The following is a 20,089-nucleotide window of genomic DNA, read 5'->3' on the forward strand; positions in this document are numbered from 1 at the left end:
CCCCGCGCGCGCGGGGCTTCCGACAGGAGGCCCGGCGTGCGCGCGCCCGCCCGGCCCCCCGCCCCGCCGTCCCGGCCCCGGACGCCCCGCTCCCGCGACCGCTCCCACCCGAACCCGGGGAGCCGCCCGAGCCGGAGCCCGCGCCCGAACCACCGCCCGGGCCCGAGCCGGAGCCGGAACCCTTGAAGCTGATCGGCGTGAAGGTGTCCTGGCTTCGGTCGGGGGCGCCGTGCGCGGCCATCGTGATGACGTAGCACCGCGTCTTCAGGCAGTCGACCTTCTTGCCGTTGCCGTCGGTGTAACGGGCCTTCACCGGCAGGCTCACCGAGAAGCCGCCGGACGCGCTCATCGGCGCCTGCCCGCCGCCTCCGGACCCGCCGGGATGCACCCATGTCGCGGCCAGGTACGCGTTGGAGTTCGACACCCAGTCCGGGCCGCGCGGCCCGAAGACGACATAGACGCCGAACTTGTTGTTGCGCACCGCCTCGAAGCCGGAGCCGCGGACCGTGATCGTCTGCCCGCCCGGGTCGAGACCCGTCGTCGGGGACACCCGCACCGACGCCGCGAACGCGGGCTGGGGGGCGATGACGAGCAGGCCGAAGGCCGTCACGGCGACGGCCGCGCTCCGCCGGGACGCGCCGCCGGCCGATCGGAAGTTAGGCAAGGCTCACCTCTTAAAAGTTAGGCAAGGCTAAGCTAATGTAATCGCGAATCTTGGTAAAGCCCCTGGTGGGCCGAGGATCGCCTCCGTTGCCGCCGGAGGACGAGAGGGACTGAAAGCCCGATGCACGCACCACGCAACACCGCATGCCCGATCGCCGCGCTCGCACTGGCGGCGGCGGCCGGCCTCGCGCTCGCCCCCGCCGCGCACGCCGGGGCCGGCAAGGCCACCGGCCCGGACGGGCAGACCCTCACCGTCTCGGAGGTGGAAGGCCTGCCCTCCGACGGCGCCACGGTCCAGGTCAAGGGCTCCGGCTTCGACCCCGGCAAGGGCATCTACGTCGCGCTGTGCAAGGACAACGGGCCGGGCAAGGCCCCCTCACCCTGCGGCGGCGGCGCCGACACGTCCGGGAAGGCCGGGGCCTCGCAGTGGGTCTCGTCCAACCCGCCCCCGTACGGCAGGTCGCTCGCCGCCCCGTACGGGCCGGGCGGCACCTTCGACGTGAAGATCCGGATCGGCTCAGCCCTGTCCGATTCGGTCGACTGCACCGAGGTGCGCTGCGCCGTGGTCTCCCGGGCCGACCACACGCGAGGATCCGACCGCTCCCAGGACGTCGCCGTCCCGGTGACGTTCGGCGACGGCGGCGACTTCCCGGCGTGGGCCTGGGCTGCGTCCGGCACCGGCGGGGCGGTCGTGGTCGCGGGCGGCGCGCTGCTCGTCCTGCGCCGCCGGAAGGCCGCCGCGCCGTCCGGAGCCGCCGCATGACCCGACCCTCCCGGAACGGAGCCGGGCGGCTGGCCGCCCTCGCGCTGGGCGCCGCGCTGCTGCTCAGCGGATGCGGCGTCGGCGCGGCCGGGACGACCGCGGGCGGCACCGACCCCGCCGCCCACTGCGGGCCGAGCACCGTCGCCGCGCCGGAGGGGGACCCGGTTCCCGTCGGCGCGCCGCCCGAGCCCGCGATGCCGGTCACCGTCCGGTCCGCCGACGGCACCGACGTGACCGTCCGCGACGCGCGGCGCGTCCTCGCCGTCAACCTGTACGGCTCGCTGGCCGAGATCGTCCACGCGCTCGGCCTCGGCGACCGGCTCGTCGGACGGGACGTCTCCACCACCTTCCCGGCCGCCCGCGCGCTCCCGCTGGTCACCGGGCAGGGCCACGACCTGTCCGCCGAGGGCGTGCTCAAGCTCGACCCGTCCGTCGTGATCACCGACACGAGCATGGGGCCGCCGGAGGTGCTGGACCAGCTCCGCCGGTCCGGCGTGCCGGTCGTGCTCGTCGACGACCGGCAGACGCTGCCCGCGATCGGCGCGCACATCCGCGCGGTGGCGGGCGCCCTCGGCGTGCCCGAGGCGGGCCGGAAGCTGGCCGCCCGCGTCGACGGCGAGATCAAGGCCGCCGCCGCGCAGGCGTCGGGCACCGGCCTCCGGGTCGCGTTCCTCTACCTGCGGGGCAGCGCGGGCGTCTACCTGATCGGCGGCAAGGGCGCCGGCTCGGACGCGATGATCGAGGCGATCGGCGCGACCGACGCGGGCACGTCCATCGGTCTGTCCGGCTTCCGGCCGCTGACCAGCGAAGGGCTCATCAACGCCGCACCCCACGTGCTGCTCGTCATGACCGCCGGGCTGGAGTCGGTCGGCGGCGTGTCCGGCCTGCTCAAGCTGCCCGGCGTCGCGCAGACCCCGGCCGGGCGGAACCGGCGGATCGTCGACGTCGCGGACGGGACGCTGCTCACCTTCGGCTCGCGCACCGGCGAGACGATCTCCGCGCTCGCCGACGCCGTCCACCGGCCCTGCCGATGAAGGAAGAGCGCACGCACCGCCGGGTGCGCGGGACGGGCCTGATCGCGGTGCTCTGCCTCGCCCTGGTGATCCTGTCGCTGGCCGCGGCCGGAGTCGGGCAGGTCAACGTCCCGCCGGACCAGGTCATCGGGTCGATCCTGCACCGGATCGGGCTCGACGTCGGCCCGCTACCGACCGCCGCGCAGGGCGACAACGCGCTGTGGATCGTGCGGTTCCCGCGCGTCGTGCTGGCCGTCCTCGTCGGCGCCGCGCTCGGCGCGTCCGGCGCGGTGATGCAGGGCGTCTTCGGCAACCCGCTCGCCGAGCCGGCCGTCATCGGCGTGTCCTGGGGAGCCGCGGTCGGCGCCGCCACCGTCATCGTGTTCGGGCTGACCGTCCTCGGCAACTGGACGATCGTGGCCGCCGCGTTCGTGTGCGGCCTGCTCACCACCCTGGTGGTGTACGCGGTGTCGCGGGCGGCGGGCCGTACCGAGGTGGTCACGCTGCTGCTCACCGGCATCGCGATCAACGCGGTGGCGAGCGCCCTGCTCGGGCTGCTGATGTTCGCGGCCGGCAACGACGCGCTGCGCGCCATCACGTCCTGGAACCTCGGCAGCCTGGCGGGCGCGAACTGGGGCGCGGTCGCGACCGTCGCGCCGCTGGCCGCGGCGGGCCTGGCGGTCGCGTTCGGCTGCGCCGGCCGGCTCGACCTGCTGTCGCTCGGCGAGCGCACCGCCCGGCACCTGGGCGTGGACGTGGAGCGGCTGCGCTTCACCGCGATCGTCGTGATCGCGCTGCTGACCTCGTCGGCCGTCGCGTTCGCCGGCGTCATCTCCTTCGTCGGGCTGGTCGTCCCGCACCTGATCCGGATGGCGGCGGGGCCCGGGCACCGGACGCTGATCCCGGCGAGCGCGCTCGGCGGCGCGGTCGTGCTCGTCGCCGCGGACCTGGTCGCCCGGACCGCGATCCCCTACCAGGAGCTTCCGCTCGGCGTCCTCACCGCCCTGTTCGGCGGCCCGTTCTTCTTCTGGCTGCTGCGCCGCGCCCGTAACGGCTCGGGAGGCTGGGCGTGACCGGACTGGACGTGATCAGGCAGAGCGTGATCGGGCTGCGGGCCCGGCGGCCGCGTCCGCCGCGCCCCGTCCCTGCGGGGTCGGCGGCGATCGAGGTGCGGGGGCTGGGCGCCCACCGCGGCGCGCGGACGGTCCTCGCCGGCGTCGGCCTGACCGTCCGGGCCGGTGAGGTGCTGGCGCTCGTCGGCCCGAACGGCGCCGGCAAGTCCACGCTGCTCGGCGCGATCAGCGGGGACGTCGCCGCGACCGGGGACGTCACGGTGGACGGCGCGCCGCTCGGCGCGTGGAGCCACGCGGAGCTGGCGATGCGGCGCGCGATCCTGCTGCAGCGGCAGGCGGTGTCGTTCCCGTTCACCGTCGCCCAGGTCGTCCGGATGGGCCGCGCCCCCTGGGAGGGGACGCCGCTGGAGGACGACGACGAGGCCGCCGTCGCCGAGGCGATGCGGCAGACCGACACCGAGACCTTCGCGCACCGCCCGTACCCGCAGCTGTCGGGCGGCGAGCAGGCCAGGGTCGCGCTGGCCCGCGTCCTCGCGCAGCGGACCGGCGCCCTGCTCCTGGACGAGCCCACCGCCGCCCTCGACCTGCACCACCAGGAGATGGTCTTCGACGTCGTCCGCGGGCGCGCCGCGAACGGTGCCGCCGTGGTCGTGGTCGTGCACGACCTCGGGCTCGCCGCCGCGCACGCCGACCGCGTCGCGGTGCTCGCCGAAGGCCGCCTCGCCGCGTGCGGCCCGCCCGGCGACGTCCTCACCGCCGCGCTGCTCAGCGACGTCTACCGGCACGACGTCGAGGTCCTCCCGCATCCGCGCACCGGCCGCCCGCTGATCCTGCCGCGCCGCGCCGCGCCCGGGTGATGGCCGCCCCGGCCGGTCAGGTGGGAACGTTGAACCGGTGGGCTCCCCGTCGACGTGCAGTGGGTGTCGCGTCTGCGGCGGGGGGACCGAGCCTGGGAGGACGTGCTGACCACCGATAGCCGCCTTGAGCGGGCGAAAGACGATGACGGCGCCGCCGGAGGCGCCACGCAGAAGGCCGCGCAGAAGGCCACGCAGAAGGTCGCGGAGACCGGCCCCGGGCCGGGCGGGCGGCGGAGATGGCGGCGGGCGGCGGGCCGGGCGGTCACCGTCGCGGCCTTCCTGTTCGTGGTGGCCGCGCTCGTCGCACCGGCCGAGTCCTCACGGCTGACCCCGGCGGCGTTCGTGCGGGTGCCGCTGGAGGGGATCGTGGGCATCGCCCTGATCCTCATCTCCCCGGCGAAGGCGAGACGGTACGTCGCCGGGACGGCGGGGGCGGTCCTGGGGATCCTGTTCGTCCTGAAGATCATGGACCTCGGTTTCGAGGCCGTGATGTTCCGGCCGTTCGACCTCGTCCTCGACTGGCCGCTGCTCAGTCCCGCCATCGAGTTCGTCGAGGGGTCGGCCGGGCGGGCCGGGGCGACCGGCGTCGTGATCCTGGCCATCGTGCTGGCCGTCGCCGCGGTCGCGCTCATGTCGCTGTCGGCGCTGCGGCTCGGCCGCGTCGCCGACCGCCACAGCGCGGCGGCGGCGCGCTCGGCCGTCGTCCTCGGCGCCGTCTGGCTGCTGTGCGCCGCACTGGGCGCCCAGCTCGTCGACGGGGTGCCGGTCGCGTCGCGGAGCACCGCCGTCCTCGCCTACGACCACACCGTGCAGGTGCGGTCCAGCCTGAACGACGGGGAGGAGTTCGCCGAGGCCGCCGCCGTCGACGCCTTCCGCGACACGCCCCCCGGCAAGCTGCTGACCGGGCTGCGCGGCAAGGACGTCGTGCTGGCGTTCGTGGAGAGCTACGGGCGTTCGGCGGTGGAGCACCCCGACTACGCGCAGCAGGTCGGCGCGGTGCTGGACGCCGGAACGCGGCGCCTGGACGAGGCGGGGTTCTCCGCGCGCAGCGGCTGGCTCACCTCCCCCACGGCGGGCGGCGGCAGCTGGCTGGCGCACGCGACCCTGCTGTCCGGCCTGCGGGTGGACAACCAGCAGCGCTACCGCACCCTCGTCAACAGCGACCGCTTCACCCTCAACCGCGCGTTCCACCGCGCCGGGTCGCGGACGGTCGCGCTCATGCCGGCCATCACCCGGGCCTGGCCGGAGGGCGAGTTCTACGGCTACGACAAGGTGTACGACAACCGCAACCTCGGATACCGGGGGCCGCGCTTCGCCTTCGCCACCATGCCCGACCAGTACACGCTGTCGGTCCTCCAGCGCAACGAGCTCGCGGCGGACGACCACGCCCCGGTGATGGCGGAGACGGCCCTCGTGTCGAGCCACGCGCCGTGGGCGTCGATCCCCCGCCTGGTCCCGTGGGACAAGGTCGGCGACGGCTCGGTCTTCCAGGGCATGGGCAAAGGCTACGACGCGCCGTGGCCCCCGCCCGACGAGATCCGCGCCGAATACCGCAAGTCCGTCGAGTACACGCTGAACACCCTCGTCTCCTTCATGGAGACCCACGGCGATGAGGACACCGTGCTCGTCTTCCTCGGCGACCACCAGCCCGCGCCGGTCCTCACCGGCCCGGGTGCGAGCCGCGACGTGCCGATCACGATCGTCGCCCAGGACGAGGCCGTCCTGGAACGGATCTCCGGCTGGGGCTGGCAGGACGGTCTCAAGCCCGCGAAGAACGGCCCGGTCTGGCCGATGAAGGATTTCCGCGACCGATTCCTCACGGCTTTCGGTGGCTGACCGAATTGGCGGGTATCGCGTTCTGGAAATGGTCGATGATGATCGATATCGCCGTCCGGAAGAACGGCGCCACGCCAGGAAGTAGATGACGGTCTTCTCATAAGGCGGCATGCGAAAGTGATCCGGTGACCTCTCTTTCCGCCGAGCAGGGAAGGCCGGCGTCTCCCGATGAGGCGCGGACAGGCCGATTCGCGGTGTTGCGCCGGCACCGGCGGTGGCTGCTCGCGCTCGTCGTGGCGGCGCTGCTGGCCGAAATGGCCGTCGCGATGGCCGCCACGGCCGTACGGCAGTCGCCGACCAGCGACGAACCCGTCTACGTGGTGTCCGGCGTCGAGTACCTCCTCGAACACGATCTGCGCCACAACCCGGAGCATCCGCCGCTCGGCAAGCTGCTCATCGGGGCCGGGGCGGTGCTCGCCGGCCCGCATCACGACGCCGCCTACACCGGGTCGCAGACGCAGGCGGGGCGGCACCTGCTCTACGAGTCGGGCAATGACGCGCAGCGGCTGCTGCTGGCCGCGCGGCTCCCGGTCATCCTCGTGACCCTGCTGTTCGGCCTGGTCGTCTTCGCCTTCGCCCGTGACCTGGCCGGGCCGGCCGGCGGGGTGGCGGCGCTCGCGCTGTACGCGTTCTCGCCCGGCGTCATCGCGCACGGTTCCCTGGCGACGCTGGACGTGCCCACGGCCGGTCTCCTGGTGACTTCGGTGTGGCTGGCGTGGCGTGCGAGGCGGCGGCCGCGGCTCTATGTGCCGCTGTCCGGGCTGGCGCTCGGCGCGGCCCTGGCCACCAAGATGTCCGCGCTGCCCGCCGTTCCCGTCCTGATGGCGCTGGTGGCGGTGTCGGTGTGGTCGTCCCGCCGGTCCGGTCGCGCCGCCGCGGCGGCGGCGGCCGGTGTGGCGGCGCTGGCGGTCGCCGTCGTGTGGGCGTCCTACCTGGCCGTCGATCCGCGGCTGCAGTGGACGACGCCCGCCGGCGTCCCCGCCGTGAACGGGCTGCGGGGCCTCGCCGTCGGCCTCATGCCGTTCCCGGAGCCGTTCCGGGACGGCATGCGCCTCCAGTTCGGCTTCGAGAACCTGAAATGGGGCGGATTCCTGTTCGGCGACGCCTACCGGGGCACCCGCTGGTACTACCTGCCGGCGGCGCTCCTGGTGAAGACACCGCTCGGGACGCTCGCCCTGTGGGCGGCGGGGATCGCGGCGACGGCGGCGCTGCCGCGGCTGCGTCCCGCCGCGCCGTACGTCCTGGGCTCCACGGCCGTGCTGCTGGCGGTGGCGATGACCGGCTCTCGCGACTTCGGCATCCGGTACGTCATCTTCATGCCGATGTTCCTGGCGGTGGTGGCGGCCGGCGTGACGCTCGTCCGGTGGCGGTGGGCCAAGGCCGCCGCCGGTGTGCTCGTGCTGTTCGTCGCGGTCAGCTCGCTGCGGACGTTCCCGTACTACCTGCCGTACTCCAACGAGGCGTTCGGCGGCGCGGCCGAAACCCACCGGTACCTGCACGACTCCAACGTCGACTGGGGCCAGGACCTCTGGCGGCTCGCCGACCGGCTTCACGACCGCCACCCGGGCGAGAAGGTCTGGCTCGTCTACAAGGGCGGCGGCGTCCCGGCCTACTACGGCGTCCACGCGTCCGACCCGCGCACCGCGCCGCCGGACGAGGTGCACGGGCTTCTGGTGGTGTCCAACAGCTGGGTCGCCAAGCGGGACCCGCGGCTGGTGCCGCTGATCCGCTCCAGCGAGCGGATCGGCGAGGTCGGCCACTCCATCACCATCTTCCGCCGCCCGTAGGCGCGGGTCCGCGGCGGTGGCTGTGGGCGCGGGCCCAGAGCGCCGGCCAGCCGCCGGAGGAGAGCCAGGACGCGGGGACGCGCAGGCCGTGCGCGGCGATCTCGTCCCAGAAGGCGGCGGTGTCGGCGCCGAGCTCGCGGGCGGCGGGCAGGGCCCGCACCCACGGGCCGTCCTCGTCCTTGAGGGTGGTGGCCGGGTAGCCGGGGACCCTGATCCTCCGCGGCGCCGTCACGGGCACCGGTTCGATCGCGGAGGCGTCGCAGTTGACGGTGACGACGAGCGCGCAGAGGAGCGGCTCGGTCGCTCGCCGCGCGAGGGCGCGGGCGATGACCGGGTCGTCCTGGACGGCCAGCCGCCCGATCGCCAGCCGCGTCCGGCGGCCCGCGAGGTCGAGGTTGTAGGCGTCGGCGACGTCGGGGAGCTTGATGAGCCTGCGCAGCGTCTTCGGGAGCGGCGGCTCGTCCAGCAGGAGCGCGAGCTGGTCGAAGCGGTCGCGCAGGGCCGGGTCCAGGGCGTTCAGCGCGGTGGCGAGGGGGCGGGCCGCGGTCGCCGTCCACAGGCCGAGCAGGTCGGCCGTGCCCGCGTCCAGCGCACGCCGGACGGCGGCGGCCAGCTGGGCGGCGCCCATCCGGCGCAGCCGGACGAGCGCGGCGTCCGGCGGTGTCGCGGCGACGGCGGCGAAGACGTCGAGCACCCCGGGGCCGGCCTCCTCCCAGGCCCGCCGCGCGAGCGGCCCGAGCGCCGGGCCCGCGTCCTCGACGAGGCGGGGCGCGGCACGGCGCCGCGCGGGCCGGGCGGGCGGCAGCTCGTCCGGTACCCGGACGGTCTCCTCCTTGACGGCGCCGGGGATCGCGGCGACCCACTCGCGGAACCGCCGCTCCAGTTCCTCGTCCGGATCGATGTTGAACCTCGCCGCGATCTCGCTGACCCGCCACCCGCGCGACGCGGGCTTCAGCGGGAACAGTTCGGCGTTGACGGCGAGAACCCCGTGCTTGTCGTACAGGCCCACGAGGCCGGAGCGGCCGTTCCTGGCCCCTTCGACGTAGGCCGGGCCGGCGATGCAGTTGCCCATGTAGTCGGCCCACTCCGCCAGGTCGCGGACGCTGCGCGCGACCCTGACGCGGACGCCGGTGCCCGTGACGGCCGCCCCGTCCCGGGCGAGCAGCGGCGCCGGGACGGCGAACTCGCCGGTCAGCGCCTCGGCGATCGCGGTGCCCGACATCAGGGCGCCGGTGAGCTCCGGCCACGTCCGGGCCCCGCGCGGCGGGACGCCGCCGAGCGCGACGAGCTGCGCGGCGCCGGAGACCGCCAGCGTGATCGAGTCGAGCCGCGGCGCCAGCGGCTCGACGGCCGGCTCCGGGTCGTGGTCGAGCCAGGGCGCACCGAAGCCGGGCACGCCCTGCGCCCTGTCGTGCCCGTGCAGCCGGGCCAGCGCGTCGACCAGGTCGGCGTACCACAGCAGGTCGCCGACCTTCTCCACGTCCGCCGGGTCGTCCGCGCCGGCCAGCCGGGCGTGCAGCGGCTCGGTGTCCGGCAGGAGCGGGCCCGACCAGGGCGGGATGCCGGCCCAGCCGGCCGGGGGCCGCTCGTGGCCCACCGCCTCGCGCCAGTCCCGCAGCCCGGTCGCCGCCCACCCGCGGAGCGCCTCGTCGCGGACGCCGATCATCTCGTCCATCAGCCGCTCGACGTCCTCGATGATCAGGACGGCGTAGGCGCGGGCGGACGTCAGGCGGGGCCTGATGTAGGCGGCGAACTTGGCGTCCCTCGGCGCCCCGCCGGAGAGCCTGCGGTGGATGTCGCGGACGTGGGCGGCCGGGCGCGCCGGGATGCCGGTGAGTCCCGGCACGCGGCGCGCCGAATGCGCCGCGGTCATGTCGTCCACCTGCGCCGCCGCCGCGCGGATCAGGGCTGCCGAGCGGTCCAGTCCGTCATGCAGCCCGTGGTCGGCGACCGCCACCGCGGTCCGCAGCAGCGCCGTCGCACCGAGCGCGTCCTGGAGGACGTGCTGAAGCCGGTCACGCCAGTACCGCTCGTCCGGCGTCCACCGCGCGGCTTCCGCTAGCGACGGGTCCCGCACGATGCCCATGGACGTCCGCAGCAGATTCAGAATCCATGCGTCCTCGTAGTGGCGGCGCCGCTCGCGCAGGTCGGGGACCCTGTCCCGGCTGCTCTGCGTCGCCAGCCGCCGCTTCCGCCGCGCCGCCCCCGCATGGTGCTCCAGGACCCGTCCCCACAGATCCACGATCAGGTCGAGCCTGCGGGGCCGCGGCACCGCCTCCATCACCTGCCGCAGGTAGAGCCCGAGCACCGACGGCAGGCCGCCGGGGACGACGTCGACGTCCTCCGGCGCCTCCAGCGCGAGAATGCGTTCCAGCTGCTCGGGCCCGAGGACGTCGCTGGCCGCCACCGCCAGGTGCAGCGCCGCCCACCGCCCCTCCTCCACGGCCCGCCCCGCCGCCGCGCCCACCCGCTTCGTGACCGCGGGCCCGAACAGCGCCACCAGGAACCCGGTCCTGTTCCCCAGCCGCCCCGCTTCGTGGAGGCCGACGACGCGCAGCGCCGCCAGCACCGCGTCGCGCTGGTCCCCGCGCGCCCCGTCCAGCCGCGCGGACCGGAACCCGGCCCCCAGGTCGACGCCCGCCCCCGCCGCGACCGCTCCCCCGGCGGCGACGAGCCGCGCCAGTTCCGCGACGGCGTGCCCGGCATCCCCCTCGGCGGCGTCCTCGGGCCCCAGCGCGACGGCCTCGCCCGGACGCGCGTCCGCTCCGTCAGGCAGCCGGGCCGGACCCGCCGGCCGGGCGACCCAGGCGCCAAGGCCCGAAGCCACCACACCGCCGGAAAGCCGAATCTTCACCCGCCCCATCATCCCGGCCGGACGGCCCGGCGCCAACGGGATTCAGGGCCTCACTCCGGCCGGGACGCGCCGTATCCGTGGGCGACGATCCGCTCGGCCGCCTGCCGGTACGCGTCCTCGTGGGGCGGGAGGCTCGTGGCCAGCCCGTCCACGTACCGGTTGTACATGCAGAAGGCGGCGGCGATGAGCACGGTGTCGTGGATCTCCACGTCCGTGGCGCCGGCCGCCCGCGCCGACGCGACGTGCTCGTCGCCGACCTCTTTCCCGCCGCGCTGCACGGCGGCCGCGACGGCGAGGAGGGCCCGCAGCTTCTCCGAGACCGGCGCGGCGCCGGGGTCGGCGTGGACCTGCCGAACCAGCGTCATCCCGCCGGGCAGCTGCGCCGCCGCGCAGGCCCCGTGGGACGAGGCGCAGAAGTCGCAGTCGTTCAGTTCGGACACGTAGGCGGCGATCAGCTCCCGCTCACCGCGCTCCAGCGGGCTCGGCCCGCGCAGGAGGACCTCCGCCAGCGCGCTGAGCGGCCCCGCCGTCTCGGGCCGGAACCGCAGGAGGGACGGGAGCCCGGGAACCCCGTCGTCCAACTCGATGTGCGCCAAAGAACTGCCTCCAGGAGGGGTGCCGTGTGCCGGTCACCCGATCCTCCATCGAACGCCCTCACGCGGGTAGTTTTCTGGCCACTCCACAAAAGGTCATGGTCTCCCGCGGCTCGCCCCAGGGGCTGGGTTCGGGGCGCCAGCGGGAGCACGACACGACACCCGGCTCCAGCAGCTCCAGGCCGTCGAACAGCCGCTCGATCTCCTCGCGGGTCCGGGCCTTGATGGGGTGCGGGGTGCCGCTGTCGTTCCACGCGCTGACGGCGGTGCGCGTCACCTCCACGTCCAGGCAGGCGTGGGACAGGGCCACGAAGCTTCCCGGGGGCAGTGCGCCCACCAGTTCCGCGAGGATGGCGCGCACCTCGTCGTCGTCGGTGACGAGGTGCAGCAGGGCCAGCAGCATCAGCCCGACGGGCTTCCCGAAGTCCAGCGTGGCCGCGGCGGCCTCCACGATGCGGCGGGGGTCCCGGACGTCCGCGTCGATGTAGTCGGTGACGCCCTCCGGCGAGCTGGTGAGGAGCGCACGCGCGTGGACGAGCACGAGCGGATCATTGTCGACGTAGACGACGCGCGACTCCGGCGCGACCCGCTGCGCGATCTCGTGCGTGTTGTCGACGGTCGGCAGTCCGGTGCCGACGTCGAGGAACTGCCGCACCCCCTCCACGCCCGCGAGGTGGCGGACGCAGCGCCCGAGGAAGAGCCGGTCCGTACGCGCCGCCATCACGATCCCGGGCACCTGCCGGGCGACGCGTTCCCCCGCCTCCCGGTCGACCTCGTAGTGGTCCTTGCCGCCGAGCCAGTAGTCCCAGACCCGCGCCGACAGCGGCCTGTCCGTCCGTACCACGTGCGGCGGTCCGCCATCGTCGGTGCTCATGCGGCCTCTCCTGCTGGGCGGGGGCATTTGCGGAATCGACGGTACACGGCGCCGCGGCGGACGGGGGCCGGGTGTGATCGGGATCGCGCGGCGCCGGGGCTCGCCGCCCGCGCGCCGATCCCGGTCACCGCCGGCCGCAGGCCCGGTGCAGGGCCTCCGTCACGGGTCCGGGGTCGCAGGACGGGAGGACGGCGGCGAGGTGGCCGTCCGGGCGGACGACGTGAACGGTGTCCGGGCCGGCTCGCAGGGCCCTCCGGAGGACTCCGCCGGCGTCGATGTCGTCCAGCGCGTGGAAGCGGTGGGGAACGTCGGTCTCCAGTTCCGGCGCCCGGCGATTCGCCGTCAGGATGACGAAGCCGGTCCCGAACAGGCGGCGCAGGCGGCCGGGCCCTCCGGAGACGACGCACGGGCCGTCCGGGCAGAGGGTTCCGGGCACGGGCGGGCGGACGGCCCCCGGTTCGAGCGGGAAGTCGTCCACCGGGCCGGACGGGGTGGTCAGCGGCGAGTCCAGGTACCAGAACGGTTCGGCGAGCCTGCCCGAGTCGATGATCGTGCGGGGTTCCGGATGCGTCCGGGCCTTCTCCAGCGACTCCAGCCGGTGGGCGCGCTGCGCGGACGTCTGCGGGACGAGGAACTCCATCGTCCGCGTGGTCACGCGGAGGTTCTCCTCCGCTGCGGCGCGGCGTTCGGCGTCGTAGGAGGCGAGCAGCCCCTCGGGCGCCCAGCCGTGCCGGACGAACGCGAGCTTCCACGCGAGGTTCTCCGCGTCCTGGATGCCCGAGTTCAAGCCGCGGGCGCCGAACGGCGCGTACAGGTGGGCGGCGTCCCCGGCGAGGAACGCGCGGCCGGACGCGAACGTCGCGGCACGCCGCTCGTGGAACCGGTACACGGTCGCCCACACGATTTCGTACGGAACATCCCCGACGATCTTCCGGATCCGGGCGTCCAGTGCCCCGGAGGCGCGTTCGGTGTCGAGGTCGTGGTCGGCGGGGACCTGCCAGTCGATCCGCCAGGTGCCGTCCGGGCACTGGTGGACGAGGACCTGCCGGCCGGGGTTCCACTCGGGGTCGAAGTAGAACCGCCGCTCGCTCGGGAACGGCAGATCGGCGCGGATGTCGCAGATGAGGAACCTGTCGGCGAACGTGCGTCCGGGGAAGCCGATGCCGAGCAGCCGCCGGACGGTGCTGTGCCCGCCGTCCGCGCCCACCAGATGGCTGCCCCGGACGGTGACGCCCGCGTCGACCTCGACCCCGCGCCCGTCCTGGTGGACCTCGCCGACGGGATGCCCGTACCGGAGGTCGACCAGCGGCTCGGCCGCCGCGAGGTCGCGCAGGTGCCGCTCCACCTCCGCCTGGGAGATGTTGATCCAGGGCGGGACGGCGCCGCGTCCCGCGTCGGGGAAGGTGACCGAGAACAGCTCGTCCCCGCGGTAGTAGGTCCGGCCGGTCGTCCACGTCACGCCGCGGGCGATCAGCTGCTCGGCGCAGCCGACGCGGTCGAGGACGTCCAGGACATCCCGCTGAAAGCAGATGGCCCTGGACCCGGACGGATCGCGCCGGGCGGCGGCCTCCAGCACCACGCTCGGGACGCCGTGCCGCGCCAGCAGCAGGGCCGTGACCAGGCCGACCGGCCCGGCGCCGACGACGACGACCGGCTCCATCGCGTTCCGGGAGCTCACCTATGAAATGGTGCGCCGCCCGACGGCCCCCGTAAAGACGGCCACGCCGCACGCACCCCCCGGGACCCGGTCAGGTCGTCGTCTTCGTCCGTGCCCGTTCGGCGGCCTGGGAGATGGTCTGGTCGGCGATCTCGCGGTCCTGCCAGCCGCGCACGTCGGAGCTCTTGCCCGGCTCCAGGTTCTTGTAGATGTCGAAGAAGTGGGCGATCTCGTTGCGGACGTGCTCGTGCACGTCGCCCAGGTCCCGGAGCTCGGCGTAGCGGACGTCCTTGGACGGGACGGAGAGGATCTTCGCGTCGGGGCCGCCCTCGTCGTGCATCCAGAACACCCCGAGGCTGCGGACGGTGATCTGGCAGCCGGGGAAGGTCGGTTCCTCCAGCAGCACCATCACGTCCAGCGGGTCACCGTCGTCGGCGATGGTGTCCGGTATGTAGCCGTAGTCGACCGGGTACTGGGTCGAGGTGAACAGCATCCGGTCCAGCCGGATGCGGCCGAGCCGGTGGTCCATCTCGTACTTGTTGCGCGATCCCCTGGGGATCTCGACGATCATCTCGATCTCCATGCGTGCCTCCCCGTGCGTCTTCTACCCCGTGGCCGGTGGTTCATCGGGCCGGTGGTTCATCGGCCGTGGTTCAGTGGGCGGTGGTTCAGTGGGCGGCGGCGTTCCAGTCCGGACCGGTGCCGACGGCGACCTCCAGTCCGACGGAGATCGGGTAGGCGGTCGTCATGTGGGTGCGGACGAGCTCCTCCACCCTGTCACGTTCGCCCGGCGCGATCTCCAGGACGATCTCGTCGTGGACCTGGAGCAGCAGGCGGCTGGCGAGCCCGGCGCCGGTGAGCGCCTCGTCCACCCGCAGCATCGCGATCTTGACGATGTCGGCGGCGGAGCCCTGCACGGGGGCGTTCAGCGCCATCCGCTCGGCGGTCTCGCGGCGCTGCCGGTTGTCGCTGGTCAGGTGCGGCAGGTAGCGGCGGCGGCCGAGGACCGTGCGGGTGTAGCCGGTGACGCGCGCCTCGGCGACGACGTGGTCGAGGTAGTCGCGCACGCCGCCGAGCCGCTCGAAGTAGGCGTCCATCAGGGGGCGCGCCTCCGCCATCGCGATGCCGAGCTGCCTGGCCAGGCCGAACGCCGACAGGCCGTACGCCAGCCCGTACGACATCGCCTTGATCTTGCGCCGCATGTCGGGCGTGACCGCGTCCGGGGCGACCCGGAACACCTGCGCCGCCATGGTCGTGTGCAGGTCCTCGCCGGACTCGAACGCGGCGAGGAGCGTCGGATCCTGCGACAGGTGCGCCATGACGCGCAGTTCGAGCTGCCCGTAGTCGGCCGTCATCAGCGACTCGAAGCCGTCGCCCGGCAGGAACGCGCGGCGGATGCGCCGGCCCTCCTCCGTCCGGACCGGGATGACCTGCAGGTTCGGCTCGGTCGAGGTGAGGCGGCCGGTGGCGGCGACGGTCTGCTGGAACGTGGTGTGGATCCGGCCGTCCACGCCGATCTCCCGGATCAGCCCGGCCACGGTGGTGCGCAGCCGCGCCTGGTCGCGGTGGTGCAGCAGGACCTGCGGCAGGCCGTTGTCGGTCTGAGCGGCGAGCCAGGTCAGCGCGTCGACGTCGGTGGAGTACCCGGACTTGATCTTCTTGGTCTTGGGCAGGCCCAGCTCGCCGAACAGGACCTCCTGGAGCTGCTTGGTCGAGCCCGGGTTGAAGCGGCGCCCGGCGATGTCGGCGGCCTCGTCGGCGGCGCGTTCCATCGCGTCGGCGAAGTGGCGTTCCAGCTCGTGCAGGAGGCCGGCGTCGACATGGACTCCGGCACGTTCCGCTCTGGCGAGCAGATCCGACAGCGGCAGTTCGACGTCGCGGAGGACCTCGTCCATGCCCGTGGAGGCGAGGTCGGCGGTGAACTTGCCCGCCAGGTCGAGGACGGCGCGCGCGTTCAGCATCAGCCCGGCGGCCCCCTCGGCGGGCGGACGGCGCCCCAGGTGACGTCCCGCGAGGTCGGCGATGCCGTAGGCGGCCAGGCCGGGCAGCAGAAGGTAGGCGGCCATCGCGGTGTCGGCGGCGATTCCGCCGAGCCGCCAGCCGCGTTCGCCGAACACGCGCAGCAGCGACTTCACGTCGTGCAGCGCCTTGGGACGGCGGGGATCGGCCAGCCATTCCGCGAAGGCCCGCTCGTCGTCCCCGGTGAGGCCGGACGGTTCGAACGAGGCCGCATACCCGTCGCCGGTGGCCAGCGCGATCCTGGTGACGTCGCCCGCGCCGCGGATCCAGGTGGAGTCGGCGGCCAACCCGACCTCGCCGGCCGCGTGGGACCGGAGCCAGTCCGCCAGCTCGCCGGGCCCCAGCTCACGGCCCCTGATCGGCTCGGGCCGCCCGGCCGGCCCGGCCTCCGGAGGGCGGCCGCCGCCGGGATCGGCGGCGAACAGGCGCTGCCGGAGGCTGGCGTTGCGGAACTCCAGCTCGTCCAGCAGGGCCGTGAACGCGGACAGGTCGTAGGGCCGCCGCCGCAGGTCACCGATCTCCACCGGCAGGTCCAGGTCGCGGACGAGTTCGGTCAGCCGCCGGTTGAGCCGCACCGAGTCGAGCGCGGCCCGCAGCTTATCGCCCGCCTTCCCCTTCACCTCGCCGGACCGGTCCAGCAGGGCGTCGAGGGAGCCGAACTCGCGGACCCACTTCGCGGCGGTCTTCTCCCCGATGCCCGGAATGCTCGGCAGGTTGTCGGACGGGTCGCCGCGCAGCGCCGCGAAGTCGGGGTACTGCGCCGGGGTCAGCCCGTACTTCTCCCGGACCGCGGCGGGCGTGTACCGGATCATCTCCGAGGCCGTCCGGTAGAAGTACAGGACGGTGACGTCGTCGCTGACGAGCTGGAGGACGTCCCGGTCGCCGGTGATGATGAGCACCTCGATGCCGTCCGCCTCGGCCCTGGCGGTGAGCGAGGCGATGACGTCGTCGGCCTCGTAGCCGGGCGCCCGCAGCACCGGCATGTTCATCGCGGCGAGGAACTCGTCCAGGATCCTCAGCTGGCTGCCGAACCCCTCCGGCGACCGTGACCGGGTGGCCTTGTACTCGGGGAACGCCTCGGTCCGGAACGTCTGCCGCGAGACGTCGAACGCGACCGCGGCGTGCGTCGGCCGCTCGTCGCGCAGTGCGTTGGCCAGCATGTTCGCGAACCCGTACACGACGTTGGTGGGCTGCCCGGCGGTGGTGCTGAAGTTCTCGACCGGCAGCGCGTAGAACGCCCGGTACGCCAGCGAGTGGCCGTCCAGGAGCAGCAGGCGGGGCCGGTCGGTCATGCGTCACATACTGGCACCCGGGAAGGGGGCATGAAACGGCCGGACGACTTGTTGGGGGACGGCATGACGAAGATCGATCTGGGCCGGCTCGGAATCTGGCGCCCGTGGAGCGAACTCGACCCCGGACTGGCCGGGGACGTCGAGGACCTCGGCTACGGCACGATCTGGATCGGCGGTTCGCCGCGCGGGGACCTGAAGGTCGCCGAACGACTCCTCGCCGCCACCGACCGCATCGTGATCGCGACCGGGATCGTGAACATGTGGACCACGCCGGCCGATGAGGTCGCGGCCTCGTACCACCGGCTCGACGACGCCTACGGCGGCCGGTTCCTGCTCGGCGTCGGCATCGGCCATCCGGAGACGACGCAGGAGTACCGCAGCCCGTACGAGACGATCCTGCGGTATCTCGACCGGCTCGACGCGGCGGACGTCCCGGCGGACCGGCGGGTGCTGGCCGCGCTGGGGCCGAAGGTGCTGCGGCTGTCGGCGGAGCGCGCCGGGGGCGCGCACCCGTACCTGACCACGCCCGAGCACACGCGCCGGGCGCGGGAGACGCTCGGCGACGGCCCGATCCTCGCCCCGGACCAGAAGGTCGTGCTCGACACCGACCCCGAGCGCGCCAGGGCGCTCGCCAGGAAGAACATCGGCTTCTACTTCCGGCTGACGAACTACGTCTCCAGTTTCAAGCGGCTCGGCTTCACCGACGAGGACGTCGCCGGAGACGGCAGCGACGCGCTCCTGGACGCGCTGGTCGCGCACGGGGACCCGGCGGCGGTGGCGGCGCGGCTGAGCGGCCATCTCGACGCGGGCGCCGACCACGTGGCCGTCCAGGTACTGACCGAGAAGGGCGCGGACCCCCGTCCCGCACTGCGGACGATCACCGAGACGCTCTCCCCGCGCTGAGCCCCGGCACGGCGCGAACGGCACGGCGAACCGGCACGGGAAACAGCACGGGGAAACGGCGAGGGACGCGCCCTATCGCGGGCGCGTCCCTCTGAAGAACTGTTCTGACGAACTGCTCTGACGGGCTACTTCGTCGCGAAGTGGCCGATGACGTCCGGCATGGCGCGCTTGCCGGCCTGCGCCTGCCTCCTGGCGAGTTCGTTGCCGTTGACGGTCAGGGTGCTGTACGCGAACTTCTGGGTGACCGCCGCGGTGCCGTCGATCATCTGGTCGAAGCCCCGGAGGTCCACATTGCCGTAGCGGTCGCAGACGGCGTGATAGCACGGGTCGTACGCCTGCCCCGCGGTTCCGCCGTACACCTGCGCCTGCTCGGGCGTCTTGATGCCCTCGGCGCCGGTGAACAGGCCGCCGGCGGGGATGCCGACGGTGATGAAGGCGTTGTAGTCCGACCGCCCGTTGAACGGCGACGGGTCGGTGGCCAGGTCCCGCTTCGCGAAGTAGTCGTTGAACGCCTTCTCGATCGCGCCGGACCCGGCGGGCGCCTCCACGTTGTTCTGCCCGGCGCTGTTGTCGCCGTCGTAAACGAACCGGACGAAGTTCGGCGAGCCGATCATGTCGAAGTTGAGGTTGAGCGCGATCTTGTCCCGCTCCTCCTGCGTGAGGCCGTCGACGTAGTGCTGGGAGCCGAGCAGGCCCTCCTCTTCGGCGCCCCAGAAGGCGAACCGCACCGTGTTGCGGAGCTTGGGCCCGAGCTTGTGGATCTGCGCGGCCATCTCCAGCAGCGCCGCGGTGCCCGAACCGTTGTCGTTGATGCCGGGCCCGTCGAGGACGCTGTCGTTGTGCGCGCCGACGACCACGACGTTGTCGTCCTTGCCGCGGCGGGTGTCGGCGATGACGTTGGCGGCCTCGCGCTTCTCGCTGAAGGTGTCGGTCTTGACGCGCAGGGTCACGCCGCCGTCCTGCGCCTGCTGGACGAGCGCCGTCCCGACGGCGTTGGTCGGGCCGATGACCGGGATGCCGTACGGCTTGGTCAGCGTGCCGGCGACCGGTCCCGGCTGGTCGGGGAGCTGGTAGATGACGACGGCGGTGGCGCCGGCGGCGATGGCGTTGTCGGCCTTGAGGGAGAAGAAGCAGCCGCCGCGCTGGATCAGCGCGATGTGCCCCGCGGGGAAGCCGGCGAAGTCGTCGGCCTCGCAGCCGCTGCCGACCCCGGTGGCGCCCGGGTCGACGGGGGACGCGGCGGCGGTGACGTCGCCGGCGCCGGAGTACTGCATGGTCGCGAAGTCGGCGCCTGGCTCGAACGTCCTCTGCTCGGGTGCGGTCTGCTCGAAGACCGGCTCCGACAGCTCCTGCCAGAAGTCGAACTCGAACTTCTGGACGGTCGGGTCGTATCCGGCCCGTTCGAGCTGGTTCGCGATGTACTTGACGGTGATCTCGCTGCCGGGGAGCCCGGCGGCCCGGTTCCCGCCGTTGGCGTCCGCGATCTTCTGCAGGTTCAGCTGGTGGTGGCGGACGTTCTTGAGCTTGACCAGGCGGGCCAGTTGGGAGTGCGCCGGTGCGGCGGCCTGGGCCGGAACCGCGGCCAGGGTGGCGGCGGCGAGTGACAGCCCGGTGAGGGCTGCTAGCGCGGCTCTGCGCATGACTAGGTCTCCGTTTGTGGGGGGACGAAGCAACCCGAAGCCTGACATGCGTCAATTCATGCAACAAGACACGACTTTGCATCGAAACGGCCAATATTGGTCTCATCCGGAACATGCATTTACAAGATCAAAATTCGCCTCGCGATCAGCGTCCGTCCCCGCGGACACCACCGCCGGCGCCGATCACGACGGCACGGGCGGAAACGCGTTCTCCAAGGTCAGCACCGGAATGGCCGGCTTGTGCACGTGGTGACCTGCGGGAACG

15 protein-coding genes are annotated in these 20,089 nt (G+C 73.6%); 7 read left to right on the forward strand and 8 right to left on the reverse strand.

The annotated features are described in order from the left end of the window. Window positions 1-664 (reverse strand): hypothetical protein (locus AB0C35_RS28550; RefSeq protein ID WP_358462137.1); only part of this gene is annotated, 664 nt, incomplete at its 3' end. Window positions 665-784: 120 nt separating this feature from the next. On the opposite strand from AB0C35_RS28550, the gene AB0C35_RS28555 reads away from it, so the two are divergent. The 6 genes from AB0C35_RS28555 to AB0C35_RS28580 all read left to right on the forward strand — a co-directional run bounded on the left by AB0C35_RS28555 (window position 785) and on the right by AB0C35_RS28580 (window position 7,992). Then, window positions 785-1,426 carry a hypothetical protein gene (locus tag AB0C35_RS28555; RefSeq protein WP_358462139.1) on the forward strand — a complete coding sequence of 214 codons (642 nt, stop codon included), beginning with the start codon at window positions 785-787 and terminating at the stop codon, window positions 1,424-1,426. Next, entirely contained in the window at window positions 1,423-2,460 is a 1,038-nt protein-coding gene (locus AB0C35_RS28560) for an ABC transporter substrate-binding protein (protein ID WP_358462142.1), read from the forward strand. The genes AB0C35_RS28555 and AB0C35_RS28560 overlap by 4 nt, the downstream gene beginning before the upstream one ends. Further along, complete coding sequence (locus AB0C35_RS28565) at window positions 2,457-3,512, forward strand: iron ABC transporter permease (protein ID WP_358462145.1); 1,056 nt, start codon at window positions 2,457-2,459, stop codon at window positions 3,510-3,512. Before AB0C35_RS28560 ends, AB0C35_RS28565 begins: the two co-directional genes overlap by 4 nt. Continuing rightward, entirely contained in the window at window positions 3,509-4,369 is an 861-nt protein-coding gene (locus tag AB0C35_RS28570) for a heme ABC transporter ATP-binding protein (RefSeq protein WP_358462148.1), read from the forward strand. The genes AB0C35_RS28565 and AB0C35_RS28570 overlap by 4 nt, the downstream gene beginning before the upstream one ends. 102 nt (window positions 4,370-4,471) lie before the next feature. Then, a complete protein-coding gene (locus AB0C35_RS28575) occupies window positions 4,472-6,205 on the forward strand; it encodes a sulfatase-like hydrolase/transferase (RefSeq protein WP_358462151.1) in 1,734 nt (577 codons plus the stop codon). 125 nt (window positions 6,206-6,330) lie between these two features. Then, on the forward strand, window positions 6,331-7,992 hold the full coding sequence (locus tag AB0C35_RS28580; RefSeq protein WP_358462154.1) for a phospholipid carrier-dependent glycosyltransferase: 1,662 nt from the start codon (window positions 6,331-6,333) through the stop codon (window positions 7,990-7,992). Here the strand turns inward: AB0C35_RS28580 and AB0C35_RS28585 are convergent. The 6 genes from AB0C35_RS28585 to polA all read right to left on the reverse strand — a co-directional run bounded on the left by AB0C35_RS28585 (window position 7,970) and on the right by polA (window position 17,281). Further along, window positions 7,970-10,846, reverse strand: a complete 2,877-nt coding sequence (locus AB0C35_RS28585; protein WP_358462157.1) for a hypothetical protein — start codon at window positions 10,844-10,846, stop codon at window positions 7,970-7,972. The two genes, AB0C35_RS28580 and AB0C35_RS28585, sit on opposite strands and share 23 nt — an antisense overlap. A gap of 50 nt (window positions 10,847-10,896) precedes the next feature. Next, window positions 10,897-11,442 (reverse strand): carboxymuconolactone decarboxylase family protein, encoded by a 546-nt coding sequence (locus AB0C35_RS28590; protein WP_358462160.1) that lies wholly within the window; start codon window positions 11,440-11,442, stop codon window positions 10,897-10,899. A gap of 58 nt (window positions 11,443-11,500) precedes the next feature. Beyond that, window positions 11,501-12,313, reverse strand: a complete 813-nt coding sequence (locus AB0C35_RS28595) for an SAM-dependent methyltransferase (RefSeq protein ID WP_358462163.1) — start codon at window positions 12,311-12,313, stop codon at window positions 11,501-11,503. 124 nt (window positions 12,314-12,437) lie between these two features. After that, window positions 12,438-13,991, reverse strand: a complete 1,554-nt coding sequence (locus tag AB0C35_RS28600; RefSeq protein ID WP_358462166.1) for an FAD-dependent monooxygenase — start codon at window positions 13,989-13,991, stop codon at window positions 12,438-12,440. A 70-nt stretch (window positions 13,992-14,061) separates the two neighbouring features. After that, entirely contained in the window at window positions 14,062-14,553 is a 492-nt protein-coding gene (locus tag AB0C35_RS28605) for an inorganic diphosphatase (RefSeq protein WP_358462169.1), read from the reverse strand. Window positions 14,554-14,638: 85 nt separating this feature from the next. After that, a complete protein-coding gene (polA, locus tag AB0C35_RS28610; protein WP_358462171.1) occupies window positions 14,639-17,281 on the reverse strand; it encodes a DNA polymerase I in 2,643 nt (880 codons plus the stop codon). Between the two features lie 63 nt (window positions 17,282-17,344). Between polA and AB0C35_RS28615 the strand changes: the two genes are divergently transcribed. Beyond that, a complete protein-coding gene (locus AB0C35_RS28615; protein WP_358462174.1) occupies window positions 17,345-18,184 on the forward strand; it encodes an LLM class F420-dependent oxidoreductase in 840 nt (279 codons plus the stop codon). A 125-nt stretch (window positions 18,185-18,309) separates the two neighbouring features. Here AB0C35_RS28615 and AB0C35_RS28620 read toward each other — a convergent pair whose 3' ends face one another. After that, window positions 18,310-19,824 (reverse strand): M20/M25/M40 family metallo-hydrolase, encoded by a 1,515-nt coding sequence (locus AB0C35_RS28620; protein WP_358462177.1) that lies wholly within the window; start codon window positions 19,822-19,824, stop codon window positions 18,310-18,312. Window positions 19,825-20,089: the final 265 nt, after the last annotated feature.

Origin of the sequence: Spirillospora sp. NPDC048819 (assembly GCF_040650055.1) — a bacterium.
GTDB lineage: Bacteria > Actinomycetota > Actinomycetes > Streptosporangiales > Streptosporangiaceae > Spirillospora.

What these genes read in the sequence shown, in the direction of transcription:
- AB0C35_RS28555 (WP_358462139.1), top strand. Translation starts at nt 785, where the DNA reads ATGCACGCACCACGCAACACCGCATGCCCGATCGCCGCGCTCGCACTG.
- AB0C35_RS28560 (WP_358462142.1), top strand. Translation starts at nt 1,423, where the DNA reads ATGACCCGACCCTCCCGGAACGGAGCCGGGCGGCTGGCCGCCCTCGCG.
- AB0C35_RS28565 (WP_358462145.1), top strand. Translation starts at nt 2,457, where the DNA reads ATGAAGGAAGAGCGCACGCACCGCCGGGTGCGCGGGACGGGCCTGATC.
- AB0C35_RS28595 (WP_358462163.1), bottom strand. Translation starts at nt 12,313, where the DNA reads ATGAGCACCGACGATGGCGGACCGCCGCACGTGGTACGGACGGACAGG.
- AB0C35_RS28605 (WP_358462169.1), bottom strand. Translation starts at nt 14,553, where the DNA reads ATGGAGATCGAGATGATCGTCGAGATCCCCAGGGGATCGCGCAACAAG.
- polA (WP_358462171.1), bottom strand. Translation starts at nt 17,281, where the DNA reads ATGACCGACCGGCCCCGCCTGCTGCTCCTGGACGGCCACTCGCTGGCG.
- AB0C35_RS28615 (WP_358462174.1), top strand. Translation starts at nt 17,345, where the DNA reads ATGACGAAGATCGATCTGGGCCGGCTCGGAATCTGGCGCCCGTGGAGC.
- AB0C35_RS28620 (WP_358462177.1), bottom strand. Translation starts at nt 19,824, where the DNA reads ATGCGCAGAGCCGCGCTAGCAGCCCTCACCGGGCTGTCACTCGCCGCC.